Here is a 14249-nt window from a genome sequence, read left to right as displayed (position 1 = left end):
GGGAAGAGCAACCGCTAGGTTCCCTGTCGTGGACGACGCGGTGTTCCGGGCGCTGGCCGACCCGAGTCGCCGCCACGTGCTCGACGCCCTCCACGCACGGGACGGCCGCACGCTCTCCGACCTGGTCGAGGGGCTGGACATGACCCGGCAGGCGGTCGCGAAGCACGTCGCCGTGCTGGTGGCGGCGGAGCTCGTCGTGGTCCGGCGGCACGGGCGCGAGAAGCACCACCACCTCAACCCGGCGCCGCTGGCCGAGCTGGCCGACCGCTGGATCCGCAAGTTCGACCGGGCGCGGGTGGACGCGCTCACCGACCTCAAACGAGCCCTCGAGGAGCCCGCGATGACAACGCCCGACTTCGTCTACGTCACCTACATCCGCACCACGCCCGAACAGCTCTGGGCGGCACTCACCGACCCGACGTTCATCCGCCGCTACTTCGACGGTGGGGGACCGGACTCGGACTGGCAGGTCGGCTCCCCGGTGCGCTGGAGCATCGGCGGCGAGCCGGCGCAGGACTGGGACCAGCACGTCCTCGAGTCCGACCCGCCCCGGCGGCTCGCGTACTCCTGGCACACCTACCGGCCCGAGATGCAGCCGATGTTCGGGTGGTCGGACGAGAAGCTCGCGGAACTGCAGCAGGAGCCGGTCAGCCGGGTCGCGTTCGAGATCGAGCCGGTCTCCCCGACCGCCGTGAAGCTCACCGTCACCCACGACGGCTTCCCGCCCGGCAGCGAGATGCTCGCGGCGATCTCCGGGGGCTGGCCGGGCATCCTGTCCAACCTCAAGTCGCTGCTGGAGACGGGGGAGGTCGTCGCCGGACGGTGATCTGACAGGCTCGGGCGCGATGGACATCAGCGCCGCGCGGTCGGGCGACACCGCCGGGACCGACCTGCTGCTCGTGCCCGTCGGGGCGACCGAGCAGCACGGCCCGCACCTCCCGCTGGGGACCGACACGACCGTCGCCACGACGGTCGCGGGGCGGCTCGGTCTCCCCGTCACCGCCCCGATCGCGTTCGGCGCCTCCGGCGAGCACGAGGGCTTCCCCGGCACGATCTCGATCGGCACCGAGACGCTCGCCGCGGTGCTCGTGGAAACCGGACGCTCGGCCGGCCGGTGGGCGCGCCGGCTGTGCTTCGTCAACGGGCACGGGGGCAACGTCCCCGCTCTCGTCACGGCGACGGCGCTGCTCCGGTACGAGGGGCGCGACGTCGCCTGGCACTCCTGCGGGGTCCCGGACGCCGACGCCCACGCCGGCCGCCACGAGACGTCCGTGATGCTCGCGCTGGCCCCCGACGACGTCGACCTCGACCGCGCCGAACCGGGCAACACCGCCCCGCTGCGCGAGCTCATGCCCGCCCTCCGTGCCGGATCGGTCCGCGACGTCAGCCCCAACGGCGTGCTCGGCGACCCGACCGGCGCGTCGGCGGGGGAGGGCGCGGAGACCGTCGCGGTGATGGTCGCCGCCCTGCGCGACGCGATCGCCGACTGGCGGGTGTCCGAGCACGGTCGCCTCGCCTGAGGGGCGGCCGCGCCTAGACTCGCGTCCTGCCATGAGCTCCCCGCGCCTGCCGGACGGCTGGACCGTCCGCCCCGATCCCCGCACCTGGCGGGTCGACGGCGGAGCCACCTGGATCGGCGGCTCCCCACCCCGGGTGCTGCGGCTCTCCGCGGCGGCGCGGGAACGCCTCGGCGGGCCGGAACTCGTCGTCGCCGACGCGACCTCGGCCGCGCTCGCGCGCCTGCTCTCCGACGCCGGGGTCGCCCACCCCGCCGGCGGAGACGGTCCGGCGCCGGACGACGTGACCGTGGTGGTCCCGGTCAAGGACCGCACCGCCGAGCTGGAACGGCTGCTCGTGGCCGTCCGCGCGACCGCACCCGGCGTCGGGATCGTGGTGGTCGACGACGGGTCGGACGATCCGTCCGCGACCTCTCGCGTGGCCGACCGACACGGCGCGACGGTCGTGCGGCACCCGACGGGTCGCGGCCCGTCGGCCGGCCGCAACACCGGCGCCCGGGCGTGCACGACGCCCGTGATCGCGTTCCTGGACTCCGACGTCGTGCCCGAGCCGGGCTGGTTGGACACGCTGCTGGGGCACCTCGCCGACCCCGCCGTCGGGGTCGTGGCGCCCCGGATCGTGGCCTTCTCCGACGGCGGCCCCGAGAACGCCGTCACGCGCTACGAACGGCGGCGCTCGTCGCTCGACCTCGGGGCGCGCCCCGCGCCGGTCACCGCCCGCTCGCGCGTGTCGTACGTCCCGAGCGCGGCGCTGGTGGTGCGGCGCGAGGCGTTCGGTGAGGGCTTCCGCGAGGACATGCCGGTCGCCGAGGACGTCGACCTCGTCTGGCGGATCGCCGGTGCGGGGTGGCGGCTGCGCTACGAACCCGCGGCCCGCGTGGCCCACGAGCACCGTGCCCGGGTCCGCGCCTGGCTCGCCCGCAAGGCGTTCTACGGCACCGGCGCGGCGCCCCTGGCCCGGCAGCACCCGCGCCGCGTCCCGCCGGTGGCGCTCGCCCCGTGGACGGCGGCGACCGTGGCGCTGCTCGGCGTCCAACGGCGCTGGTCGAACGCGGCGGCGGGGGTGGTCACGCTCGTCGCGACCGCCCGGCTCGCTCGCGGTCTGCGCAGGCCCGGCGAGCCGTGGCTGCGGGTCCACCTCCGGTGCACGCAGCGACGCATTGCGTGCACCGGGCCGGTGCCCCTCGCCCTCGTGCTCGCCCCGTGGGGCCTCGGTGGGGCACTCTGGCAGGCGGCCGGGGCGCTCACCCGGCACTGGTGGCCCGCCGCCGCGGTCGGGGCGCTCGTCAGCCGGCGGGTGCGGCGCGCGCTGCTGCTCGCCGCCGTCGCCGAGGGCGTGGCCGACTGGGTGCGGTTCCGCGATCGGGGCGCCGGCCCGCTCGACGCGGCGCTGCACCTCGCCGCCCACCGCGCCGACGACCTCGCCTACGGCGCGGGCCTCTGGTGGGGCGCGTGGCGGCACCGCACCGTCGAGCCGCTGCGGCCCGACCTCTCCGGGAAGGGGCCCGATGCCTGACCCCCGCGTGCTGGACGTCGCCGTCGGCCGCGTCGCCGAGATCGCCGGCCCGAAGGACCGCACGACGCTCACCGCGAGCGCGAAGCACCCGGTCGAGGGCCCCGTCGCCGTGCACCGCGAGTACCTCGAGGGCGACGAGCAGGCCGACCTCGAGAGTCACGGCGGGCCCGACAAGGCCGTCTACGTCTACGCCGCCGAGGACGTCGCGTGGTGGGCCGACGAACTCGGCCGCGCGGTCGACCGGCAGACCTTCGGCCAGAACCTCACGACGACGGGCCTCGACCTGCGCGCCGCGGTCGTCGGCGAGCGCTGGCGCATCGGGACCGCCGAGTTCGAGGTCGCCCAGCCGCGCATCCCCTGCTTCAAGCTCGGGCTGCACTCCGGGGACCCGACGATGCCGCGCCGCTTCATCGCCGCCGTCCGCCCGGGCGCCTACCTGCGGGTCCGGACGACGGGTCGGCTGGCCGCCGCGGACCGCGTCGAGGTCCTCGACCGGCCCGACCACGGCGTGACCCTCGCCGAGGTCTTCACCGTCTTCCACCACGAGCGGGACCGGGCGGCGACGCTGCTCGACGTCCCGCAGCTCGCGCCGATGTACCACCGCTGGGCCCGCGAGCGGGTCTGACCGGCGCCGACGCGACGTCGGGACGGGCGTGTGAGGTCGCCGTGGCGACATGCATACGAGCACCTGTCCGATCGGGTAGGTCGGCACGCTGCCCGGACCGCCCGATTTCCCCCGGCTCGCCCCGAGTTCCCGGCACCCTGGAGCGGCTCGGGCACGCAGGTGCGGAGGCAAGCTCGCTGTGCCCCCGCATCTTCGGAGCAGCACGTGCCACCGGCGCTGACCAGGACTGCATGTACCCGCGACAGGCTCCGGCCAGCCGTTGCGAGATGGCGATCACGGGGGTGTGATGTGGCCGCCGCCACGCTGTCACGCGTGACGGCGTCGTCGTGGGCCGGGGTCACCGGCGCCGCGGCGGAACACCACCACTGATGACGACGTGCTCGCCTCTTCAGTCCCGCGGGTAGCGGGCTTGGGCGTGTGAGGAGTGAATCCATGGCACGCATCCGGACCACCGTCGACGGCCTCGTCTACGAGGACGACGTCGAGCCCCGCATGCTGCTCGTGCAGTACCTGAGGGAACGCCTGGGCAAGACCGGCACGGTGATCGGCTGCGACACCAGCAACTGCGGTGCCTGCACCGTGCACCTGGACGGCCTGTCGGTGAAGTCCTGCTCCGTGCTGGCCGTGCAGGCCAACGGCAGCGAGGTGCTCACCGTCGAGGGCCTGGAGCGCGACGGTCAGCTCCACCCGGTCCAGCAGGCGTTCCACGACAACCACGCCCTGCAGTGCGGCTACTGCACGCCGGGCATGATCATGCAGTCGATCGACCTGCTCGGGGACAACCCGGACCCGACCGAGCAGGAGGTCCGTGAGGGCATCGAGGGCAACCTCTGCCGCTGCACCGGTTACCAGAACATCGTGCGGGCCGTGCAGGACGCGGCCCAGAAGATGAAGCCGGGCGCCTCGCAGGCGGCGCCCGTCGGGGGAGGCGCCTGATGACCACGGTCGAGAACGACGCACCGGCGCAGGAGATCGGGCGCGACCGGCGCCGCAAGGAGGACCGTCGGCTCATCACCGGGCGCACCCGGTGGACCGACAACCAGGCCCTCACCGGCCTGCTCCACATCTCCATCGTGCGCAGCCCCTTCGCCCACGCGGAGATCGGCAGCATCGACACCGGCGCCGCCAAGCAGGTCCCGGGCGTCGTCGCGGTCTACACCGCGTCCGACCTCGGCGCCGACGCGGTGCAGCTGCCCTGCGCGTGGCCGATCACCAAGGACATGAAGTCCCCGCAGCGCCCCGCCCTCGCGGGGAGCCGGGTGAACTTCGCCGGCGAGGGCGTCGCCGTCGTCGTGGCCCGCTCCGCGGCCGCCGCGAAGGACGCCGCCGAGCTCGTCGAGGTCGACTACTCGGAGCTCGAGCCGGTCCTGGACATGGAGGAGGCCCTCAAGGAGGGCGCGACCCTCGTCCACCCGGAGCTCGGCACCAACGAGAACGCCCAGTGGGTGTTCGACTCGGGCGAGGCCGGCTCGGGCGGGTCCGCCGCCGAGGCGATCGCCGCGGCGGAGAAGGCCGACGACCAGGTCGTCATCACCCGCCGCTTCCGCCAGCAGCGCCTCGTGCCGGTCTTCATGGAGCCGCGCTCGACGGTGGTCGACCCGACCGGCGAGCAGCTGGTCATGTGGTCCTCCACCCAGGTGCCGCACATCCTCAAGACGATGCTGGCGCTGACGCTCGGCCTGCCCGAGCACAAGATCCGCGTCATCGCCCCCGACGTGGGCGGCGGCTTCGGCGGCAAGATCGCCGTGGCGCCGGAGGAGGTCGTCACGCTGCTGGTGGCCCAGAAGCTGGGCAAGCCGGTGAAGTGGACCGAGACGCGCTCGGAGTCGCTGCTCACCGCGCACCACGGCCGCGACCAGATCCAGGACCTCACCGTCGCCGTCACCAAGGACGGCGTCATCAAGGCTCTGGACGTCAAGCTCCTCGCGGACATGGGCGCCTACCTCGGCCTCGTCGGCCCGGGTGTCCCGATCCTCGGCGCGTTCATGTTCAACGCGATCTACAAGATCCCGGCCTACCGGTTCGACTGCACGAACGTCTTCACCACCAAGACGCTCACCGACGCCTACCGCGGCGCCGGCCGTCCGGAGGCCACCTTCGGCATCGAGCGGATGATGGACGAGGTCGCCGTCGAGCTCGGGATCGAGCCGATGGAGCTGCGCAAGCGCAATTGGATCAAGCACGAGGAGTTCCCGTTCACCACGGTCAGCACGCTGACCTACGACACGGGCAACTACGAGGCCGCCACCGACCAGGCCATGTCGATGTTCGACTACGACGGCCTGCGGCGTGAGCAGGAGGAGCGCCGGCAGCGCGGCGACGTCAAGCAGCTCGGCATCGGCATCTCGACCTTCACCGAGATGTGCGGGCTCGCCCCGTCGCGCGTGCTGGGCTCGCTGGACTACGGCGCCGGCGGCTGGGAGACCGCGTCCATCCGGATGCTGCCCACCGGCAAGGCCGAGGTCGTCGTCGGCGTCAGCCCGCACGGGCAGGGCCACGAGACCGCGTTCTCGCAGATCATCGCGGACAAGCTGGGCATCCCGTTCGACGACGTGGAGATCCTCCACGGCGACACCCAGTCCTCCTACCGCGGGCTCGACACCTACGGGTCGCGCTCGCTCGCGGTCGGAGGCATCGCCATGGTCAAGGCGGCCGAGAAGGTCGTCGAGAAGGCCAAGCCGATCGCGGCGCACATGCTCGAGGCGTCCGAGGACGACATCGAGTTCACGGCCGGCAAGTTCTCGGTCAAGGGCACCGACAAGGGCGTGGGCATCGCGGACGTGGCGCTCGCCGTGTTCGCCGCCCACGACTACCCGGAGGGCATCGAGCCCGACATCGACGCCCACGCGACGTTCGACCCGGAGAACTTCTCCTACCCGCACGGCACCCACCTGTGCGCGGTCGAGGTCGACACCGAGACGGGCTTCGTGCAGCTGCACAAGTACGTCTGCGTGGACGACGTCGGCACCGTGATCAACCCGCTGATCGTCGAGGGCCAGATCCACGGCGGTCTCGCCCAGGGCATCGCGCAGGCGCTGTTCGAGGAGGCGCCCTACGACGAGTCCGGGACGCTGCTCTCGGGCACGCTGGTCGACTACACGCTGCCCTCGGCGGCCGACCTGATCAACTTCGACACGGCGAACACCTCGACGCCGTCGACGACGAACCCGCTGGGCGTCAAGGGCGTGGGCGAGGCGGGCACCATCGCCTCCACCCCCGCCGTCGTGAACGCGGTCCTCGACGCCGTGCGCCAGTACGGGGTCAAGGACATCGACATGCCGACCACGCCGTTCCGCGTGTGGACGGCGATCAACTCCGCCAAGGGCACCGCGGGTCGTGGTGACGAGGCGGACGTGGCCTCGCCCGGCGCGGGCCTCGGTTCCACCGCGAAGGACATGCCCGAAGGAGGCAACCTGTGATCCCGGCTTCGTTCGACTACGTGCGGCCGACGTCGGTCGCCGAGGCCGTTCAGGCCCTCGCCGACGGCGGGGACGACGCGAAGATCCTGGCCGGCGGCCAGAGCTTCATCCCCGTCCTGCGGCTGCGCATGGGTGACCCGTCGCTCGTCGTCGACCTCGGCGGGATCGCCGAGCTCCGCGGCGTCCGCGAGGAGGGCGACAAGATCGTCGTCGGCGCGATGACGACCCACCACGACGTCACCCGCGACGAGCTGCTGAACCAGCACGTGAAGCTGATCAGCGAGGCGACGAAGACGGTCGCCGACTTCCAGGTCCGCCACCGCGGGACCCTCGGCGGCGCCCTGGCGCACGCCGACCCCGCCGGTGACCTCGCGGCGCCCGCGCTCGCGCTGGACGCCGAGTTCGTCATCGCCGGCGCGAACGGCGAGCGCACCGTCGCCGCCGCGGACTTCTTCGAGGACTACTTCACGACGGCCATCGGGCCGCAGGAGATCCTCACCGCGATCCGCTTCCCGAAGTACACGGGCTGGGGCGCGCGGTACGAGAAGTTCAACCGCGTCGCGCAGGCGTGGTCGATCGTCGCGGTCGCCGCGACGGTCAAGGTCGAGGGCGGCACCATCACCGACGCCCGCATCGGCCTGACCAACATGGCAGGTACGCCCGTCCGGGCGCGGGGTGTGGAGTCGGCCCTCGTGGGGCAGACGATGAGCGAGGAGACGGTCCGCGCCGCCGCGCAGTCCGCCGCCGAGGGCACCAGCCCCACGTCGGACGCCGACGCCGGGTCGGACTACCGCGAGCACCTCGCGAAGGTCCTCACCGGGCGCGCGGTGCTCGCCGCGGCCGGCTGACACGCAGCTGACACAGAGGGCCCAGCGCCCTACCGTGAGGCCCGTCCCAGCCCGGGGCGGGCCTCACGTGCGTCCACCCACTCGCCAGGAGGCGTAGATGCAGCTCGAGAACACCTTCACCGTGCCGGTCGCGATCGACACCGTGTACGACGCCATGAACGACCCGGAGAAGATCACGCCGTGCTTCCCGGGTGCCACGCTGACCTCCGCCGACGGTGACGACTTCACCGGCACCGTGAAGGTCAAGCTCGGCCCGATCTCCATGACCTACAAGGGCAAGGGCACCTTCGTCGAGCGCGACAGGACGGCGCACAAGATCGTCGTCGACGCCCAGGGCCGCGACTCGCGCGGCAACGGCACCGCCTCGGCCAAGGCCACCCTGACGATGTCGGAGGACGGCCCGGGCTCGACCAAGGTCACCGTGCTCACCGAGATGCAGGTGACCGGGAAGCCCGCGCAGTTCGGTCGCGGCGTCATGTCCGACGTGGGCGACAAGATCCTCGGGCAGTTCGCCTCGTGCCTGGCCGACGAGTTCGCCGACGCGCCCGCGCCGGAAGCCGCCCCGGCCTCCGCGTCGTCCTCCAACGGTGCGGCGGCCCCGGTGTCCTCCGGGGCAGAGGCCGTGTCCGGCGCCGCGACCCCGGTGTCGCAGCCGGCCAGCCCCTCGCCCGTCGCCGCCGGCTCCGGCGCGCCCGAGGCCGCGCCGATGGCGTCCACCGTCGCCGAGGCCCGCACATCCGACGAGGCCGCCGCCAAGCCGGGCGCCTCGCCCGCCTCCGGGGCCGGCCCCCGTCCGGTGCAGTCGGCGCCGAAGCCCCAGCGGCAGCAGGCCGAGGCCATCGACCTGCTCGAGGCCTCGTCCGGCGCGATCACCAAGCGCCTCGCCCCGGTCGCGGCCGGGGTGGGCGTCCTGGCGATCATCCTGCTGATCATCCGGCTCGCCCGCCGCTGATCCCCCTCCGTCCGAAGGGCACCTCCCGCGCCGGAGGTGCCCTTCGTTCGTCCCACCCCCGACAATGTCGACCATGACCACGGGACCGCTCGCGGGGCTGCGAGTACTGGAGATGGGCACGATCATCGCCGGGCCGTTCGCGGCCCGGATCCTCGGCGACTACGGCGCCGACGTGATCAAGATCGAGCCACCGGGCCGCCCCGACCCGCTGCGTGACTGGGGACAGGGCGAGTACAAGGGCGAGCACTTCATGTGGACGGTGATCGGACGCAACAAGCGCTGCATCACCCTCGACCCCCGCAGCGGACGCGGGCAGGAGATCTTCCTCGACCTCGTAGAGCAGACCGACGTCATCGTCGAGAACTTCCGCCCCGGCACCCTGGAGCGCTGGGGCCTGGGCTTCGACCGGCTCGCCGAGGTGAACCCGGGCCTGATCCTCGGTCGCGTCTCGGGCTACGGCCAGACCGGTCCCTACGCCTCGAAACCGGGCTACGCGTCGGTGGCCGAGGCAGTCAGCGGCATGCGCAGCATCAACGGGTTCCCCGGCGAGGCGCCGCCGCGCATGGCGGTCTCCCTGGGCGACTCGCTGGCGGGCATGGTGGCGGTGCAGGGGGTGCTCGCCGCGCTCTACAGCCGGAGCGTCACCGGGAGGGGCCAGGTCGTCGACATCGCGATCACCGAGGCCTGTCTGTCCGTGCTCGAGTCGGCCATCCCCGAGTACGACAAGCTCGGCGCGGTGCGTCGCCCCGGCGGCACGAAGCTCGACGGCATCGCGCCGTCGAACATCTACCGCTCCTCCGACGGGCTCTGGATGGTCGTCGCGGCCAACCAGGACACGGTGTTCAAGCGACTCTGCGAGGCCATGGGCCGCCCGGAGCTCGCCACCGACGAGAGGTTCGTCGACCACGTCGCCCGCGGCCGCAACCAGGACGAGATCGACGGCATCGTCGCCGACTGGGTCGCGTCGAAGCCGGCCGACGAGGTGCGGGAGATCCTCGACGGGGCGGGCGTCATCGTCGGGCCGGTGAACACGATCGCCGAGGTGGTCACCGACGAGCAGTTCCTCGCCCGCGACATGATCGTCGCCCACCATGACGAGCGGCTCGACGAGGACGTGCTCGGCCCCGGCGTCGTGCCGACCTTCGCGGGGACGCCTGCCTCGGTGCGCCGCTCCGGCCCGGCGCTGGGCGCGGACAACCACGAGGTCTACCGCGAGCTCGGGATCTCCGACGACGAGATCGAGGAGCTCACGACGGCGGGCACGATCTAGATGGTCGAGCGCCGCTCCGCCCCGTCTCCGGGCCCGATGCGCGTCGGGCACGCCCAGCGCCTCGGCGACGGCGCGCTGACCGGCACCACCGTGGTCCTCCCGGGCCCGGAGGGAGCCGTCGCCGGCGTCGACGTGCGTGGTGGCGGGCCGGGCACCCGGGAGACCGACGCGCTCGACCCCCGCACGCTCGTCGACCGGGTGCACGCCGTCGTCCTCTCCGGTGGCTCGGCCTACGGGCTGGCGGCGGCGACCGGGGTGATGGACGCGCTCGGGGCGGCCGGTGTCGGGTTCCCGGTCGGTGGCCCGGACGAGGCGGGCGCAGCGACGGGGGCCGTGCCATGGGTGGTCCCGATCGTGCCCGCCGCGGTGGTGTTCGACCTCGGGCGCGGCGGCGACTTCCGCGCCCGCCCGGACGCCGCACTCGGCGCCGAGGCGCTCGCGGCCGCGGGGGAGAGCTGGGAGGACGGCGTCGTCGGCGCGGGGACCGGGACGCTCGTCGGCGGGCTCAAGGGCGGGGTCGGCACGGCCACGGCGGCGACGGACGCGGGCGAGGTGACCGCGCTCGTCGTCGTGAACGCGGCGGGGTCCGCGGTCGACCCCCGGACCGGGGAGCTGTGGGCGGCCCGGCACCTCACCGCCGCGGACCGCACCCCGCCTCCCCTTCCCGACGACCGGTCGGGTCTGATCGCGCGGCTGGCCGCGGCCGCCGCGCCGCCGACGCTGAACACCACGATCGGCGTCGTGTGGACCGACGCGACCCTCACGGTCGCCCAGTGCTCGAAGCTCGCGGCCGTGGGCCACGACGGGCTCGCGCGGGCGATCCGGCCGGTGCACGGGATGACCGACGGCGACACGCTCTTCGGGCTCGCGACGACGGCGGGTCCCGCCCCCGACCTCGCGGGCCTGCAGGCGATCCTGACGGCGGGTGCGGACGCGGTGACCCGCGCCGTCGGCAACGCCGTGCTCGCGGCGACGTCCGTCGGCGGCTACCGCTGCTACGCCGACCTGGTGCGCCCGTGAGGCTGCGCGTGGCCACCTGGAACCTCTGGTGGCGCTTCGGGGACGCGGACGGGCGCCGACCGGCGGTGCTCGAGACGCTGCGCGAGCTCGACGCCGACGTGATCGGGCTGCAGGAGGTGTGGTCGCGCGGCACCGAGGACCTGGCGAGCGGGCTCGCCGCCGACCTCGGGATGCACGCGGTGTTCGGGGCGTCCCCGGACGCGTCGTCGTGGACCGCGCGGCTCCCCGGGGACGCCGACTGCGGCATCGGCAACGCCGTCCTCGCCCGGTGGCCGGTGCACCCGCTGCACCTCGAGGGGCTGTGCGGGACCGGTCGGCCGCTGCTCGGCACCGTCGTGGACACGCCCGTCGGGTCGTGGCACGTGCAGTCGGCGCACCTGTCGTCGTCGGCGAGCGGGTCGGCCGTGCGGTGCGAGCAGGTCCGGATGATCGCCAAGCATGTCGTCGCCGCGCCGCCGACCGACCTGCCGCCGCTCGTGCTCGGCGACTTCAACGCCGAGGCGGCCGCCGACGAGATGCGGCTGCTGGAGGGCCACCTCACGGCCCCGGCGGAGCCCGGGGTGGTGCTCGTCAACACCCGCCGCTGGGCCGCCGACCCCGACGAACCGACCTGGTCCCCGGCCAACCCCTACGTCGCGCCGACCGGGTCCCCGCCCTCGCGGATCGACCACGTCCTGGTGGGCGCCGGGCGCGGGACCGTGCGGCTGCGGGTCGGCGCGGTGGCGGTGTTCGGCGACGGTCCGGCGTCGGACGGCATCTGGCCGTCGGACCACTACGGCGTCGTGGTCGATCTCGAGGTGGCGCCCCGTGAGTCCTGATCCGCGTCGGGGTACGGAGAAGTGCTCAGGGGCGCGCAGCGCGCACCCGTGGCGCCGCCTCGCGGCCGGGCCGGCGCTGATCCTCCCGGACGGCTGCCTGGACGTGATCCTCCGTCCCGACGGGGAGGCCGTCGTCGCCGGGCCGGACGCGGTCGCGCGGGAGCACGTCGGCGACGGCCCCTACCGCGGGGTGCGCTTCTCCCACGGGGTCGGGCCCCTGGTGCTCGGTGTGCCTGCGGACGAGCTGGTGGGGCGGACGGTGCCGCTCGCGGACGTCGTCGGGCGGGTCCCCGACGTCGCGTCCTGGCTGCGGTCGCGCCTGCAGGAGCTTCCTGACGACGGGGCGTGGGCCCGTGCCGTCTTCGACGCTGCGGCCCGCGGCGTGTCGGTCGCGGCGACGGCGGACGGGCTCGGCTGGTCCGCCCGGACGCTGCACCGCCGGTGCCTGACGCGCTTCGGCTACGGGCCGCAGCACCTCCACCGGGTGCTGCGACTGCAGCGCGCCCTCACCCGTCGTCGGGACGGGTGGACGTGGGCGGCCACCGCGGCGGAGGTCGGGTACGTCGACCAGCAGCACCTGGCCCGGGAGACGCGGGCGCTCACCGGGAGGTGTCCTTCGGACCTGTGAGTACTTCTCCGTGTCCCGGCACGGAAAAGTACTCACGGGGCGGAGCCACCTGCGAACAAGTCCACGCCGACGCCGTCCGGGTCGAGGACGGCGGCGTAGCGCTGCCCCCAGACGGCGTCGAACGGCGCCAGGCGGCCGCGGTACCCGGCGCCGACGAGACGGTCGTACTCGGCGTCGACCTCGGCCGGCGAGGCGCACTCGAGCGCGAGGCCGACACGGCCGGCGCCCGTCGGCGGCGTGAACGACGGGTCGAAGGACGCGACGACCTCCTCCGTGTCGAGCAGCAGACGCAGGGCGCCGAACGCGATCTCCACGTGCGGGGCGGGCTCGTCGGGCACGTCCAGGCCCAGCGAGCGGTAGAAGGCGAGCGAGGCGGCCATGTCGGTCACGACGATGCCGACGGCCGAGGGTGAGGGCTTCATGGCGTGGGAGGCTAGGACCGTGACGGCGACGAGGTCGTGGATCCATCGGACACACGCCCTCGGGTTCACGGCACCGCTGTGTCCGGACAACCTCTACGGCCACCTGGTCGCGACGGCCGTCCCGGGCGTCGAGGAGTGGTTCGACGGCGCGTACCGGCGGACGCTGCGCCTGCCGGGCGGACCCGCCGTCGTGAGCCTCCCGCCGCCGACCGACGGGGTCGTCACGGCGGAGATCCGGCTCGCCGATCCCGACGACGGGTCGGAGGCGGTCCGGCTCGCCCGGCGCCTCCTCGATCTCGACGCCGACCCGGTCGCGGTGGACGGTGTCCTCCGCCGCGACCCGGTGCTCGCGCCGCTCGTCGACGCCGCCCCCGGCCGTCGCGTGCCGGGCAGCCCCGACCCCGACGAGTTCGCGGTGCGCGCCGTGCTGGGCCAGCAGGTCTCCACCGCGGCCGCCCGGACCCACGCCGCCCGTCTGGTCCGGGACCACGGCACCCCGTTGCCGCTGGGGCTGGCGCCGGCGGGCTCGTCGTTGACCCACCTCTTCCCGAGCGCGCACCAGCTCACCGCCCTCACCGACGACGAGCTCGGCATGCCGGCGAGCCGGAAGCGGACGCTGCACGGACTCGTGGCCGCGCTCGCCGACGGGAGCGTGGACCTGCGGGCGCCCGATGCCCGGGAGCAGCTCGGCGCGCTGCGGGGGATCGGGCCGTGGACGGTGGACTCGGTCGCGATGCGCTCGCTCGGCGACCCGGATGCCTTCCTGCCGTCCGACCTCGGCATCCGCGTCGCGGCCCGTGAGCTCGGACTGCCCGAGCGCGACCGCGACCTGGTCGCCCGCGCCGAGGCCTGGCGGCCCTACCGCGCCTACGCGACGCAGTACCTGTGGGCCGCCCTCGACCACGCCGTCAACACCATGCCCGCCTAGGTGTACTGACCGGACAGGTTGGTCAAGCGGGTGATGGGGGCTTGCCTGCCGATGGCGCTGTGGGGCCGGTGGTGGTTGTACTCGTGCAGCCACCCCGGCAGCGCTCTACGGCGCTGGGATTCGCTCAGATAGAGCCGTCGGAACGCCCACCCGGCGGTCATGGTGCGGTGGAACCGCTCGATCTTCCCGTTCGTCTGCGGCCGGTAGGGCCGGGTCCGCTTGTGGACCACGCCGAGCTCGGCGCAGGCGTCGCGCCAGGCGTGGGAGCGGTAGGCCGATCCGTTGT

The 14249-nt window shown here is 74.0% G+C and carries 15 protein-coding genes; 13 read left to right on the top strand and 2 right to left on the bottom strand.

Annotated elements, in window-relative coordinates:
- The first annotated feature begins 28 nt into the window (after positions 1-28).
- The 12 genes from A3CO_RS0111215 (at position 29) to A3CO_RS31565 (ending at position 12613) form a co-directional block, all read left to right on the top strand.
- Positions 29-826 (top strand): ArsR/SmtB family transcription factor, encoded by a 798-nt coding sequence (locus A3CO_RS0111215; RefSeq protein WP_018332339.1) that lies wholly within the window; start codon positions 29-31, stop codon positions 824-826.
- A gap of 19 nt (positions 827-845) precedes the next feature.
- On the top strand, positions 846-1520 hold the full coding sequence (gene mftE / locus A3CO_RS0111210) for a mycofactocin biosynthesis peptidyl-dipeptidase MftE (protein ID WP_018332338.1): 675 nt from the start codon (positions 846-848) through the stop codon (positions 1518-1520).
- A 31-nt stretch (positions 1521-1551) separates the two neighbouring features.
- Positions 1552-3033, top strand: coding sequence for a mycofactocin biosynthesis glycosyltransferase MftF (gene mftF / locus A3CO_RS0111205; RefSeq protein ID WP_018332337.1), 1482 nt, complete (start codon positions 1552-1554; stop codon positions 3031-3033).
- On the top strand, positions 3026-3658 hold the full coding sequence (locus A3CO_RS0111200) for an MOSC domain-containing protein (protein ID WP_084681730.1): 633 nt from the start codon (positions 3026-3028) through the stop codon (positions 3656-3658). The genes mftF and A3CO_RS0111200 overlap by 8 nt, the downstream gene beginning before the upstream one ends.
- Before the next feature lie 432 nt (positions 3659-4090).
- Entirely contained in the window at positions 4091-4594 is a 504-nt protein-coding gene (locus A3CO_RS0111195) for a (2Fe-2S)-binding protein (protein ID WP_018332335.1), read from the top strand.
- Positions 4594-7077, top strand: a complete 2484-nt coding sequence (locus A3CO_RS0111190) for a xanthine dehydrogenase family protein molybdopterin-binding subunit (protein ID WP_018332334.1) — start codon at positions 4594-4596, stop codon at positions 7075-7077. The genes A3CO_RS0111195 and A3CO_RS0111190 overlap by 1 nt, the downstream gene beginning before the upstream one ends.
- The gene (locus A3CO_RS0111185) at positions 7074-7925 is read left to right on the top strand and encodes an FAD binding domain-containing protein (protein ID WP_018332333.1); all 852 of its coding nucleotides are present in this window, start codon (positions 7074-7076) and stop codon (positions 7923-7925) included. Before A3CO_RS0111190 ends, A3CO_RS0111185 begins: the two co-directional genes overlap by 4 nt.
- Positions 7926-8022: 97 nt before the next feature.
- On the top strand, positions 8023-8877 hold the full coding sequence (locus tag A3CO_RS0111180; RefSeq protein ID WP_018332332.1) for an SRPBCC family protein: 855 nt from the start codon (positions 8023-8025) through the stop codon (positions 8875-8877).
- 73 nt (positions 8878-8950) lie between these two features.
- Positions 8951-10147: a CaiB/BaiF CoA transferase family protein gene (locus tag A3CO_RS0111175; protein WP_211214448.1), complete on the top strand. Its 1197-nt coding sequence runs from the start codon at positions 8951-8953 to the stop codon at positions 10145-10147.
- A complete protein-coding gene (locus tag A3CO_RS0111170; RefSeq protein WP_018332330.1) occupies positions 10148-11167 on the top strand; it encodes a P1 family peptidase in 1020 nt (339 codons plus the stop codon). It begins immediately after the preceding gene.
- Positions 11164-11985, top strand: a complete 822-nt coding sequence (locus A3CO_RS0111165) for an endonuclease/exonuclease/phosphatase family protein (RefSeq protein WP_157647430.1) — start codon at positions 11164-11166, stop codon at positions 11983-11985. Before A3CO_RS0111170 ends, A3CO_RS0111165 begins: the two co-directional genes overlap by 4 nt.
- Positions 11975-12613 (top strand): helix-turn-helix domain-containing protein, encoded by a 639-nt coding sequence (locus A3CO_RS31565; RefSeq protein WP_084681728.1) that lies wholly within the window; start codon positions 11975-11977, stop codon positions 12611-12613. The genes A3CO_RS0111165 and A3CO_RS31565 overlap by 11 nt, the downstream gene beginning before the upstream one ends.
- 32 nt (positions 12614-12645) lie before the next feature.
- On the opposite strand, the gene A3CO_RS0111155 is transcribed toward A3CO_RS31565, so the two are convergent.
- Entirely contained in the window at positions 12646-13035 is a 390-nt protein-coding gene (locus tag A3CO_RS0111155; protein ID WP_018332327.1) for a VOC family protein, read from the bottom strand.
- Between the two features lie 19 nt (positions 13036-13054).
- Between A3CO_RS0111155 and A3CO_RS31560 the strand changes: the two genes are divergently transcribed.
- Complete coding sequence (locus A3CO_RS31560; protein WP_018332326.1) at positions 13055-13963, top strand: DNA-3-methyladenine glycosylase family protein; 909 nt, start codon at positions 13055-13057, stop codon at positions 13961-13963.
- Here the strand turns inward: A3CO_RS31560 and A3CO_RS0111145 are convergent.
- Positions 13960-14249, bottom strand: a 290-nt coding sequence (locus tag A3CO_RS0111145; RefSeq protein WP_018332325.1) for an integrase core domain-containing protein, incomplete at its 5' end; no start/stop codon positions are given. The genes A3CO_RS31560 and A3CO_RS0111145 overlap by 4 nt on opposite strands.

The sequence above is a fragment of the Actinomycetospora chiangmaiensis DSM 45062 genome (assembly GCF_000379625.1).
GTDB classification, from domain to species: Bacteria; Actinomycetota; Actinomycetes; order Mycobacteriales; family Pseudonocardiaceae; genus Actinomycetospora; species Actinomycetospora chiangmaiensis.
The sequence above is the reverse complement of the archived record's forward strand: the minus strand, read 5'-3'. Positions and strand labels throughout refer to the sequence as shown.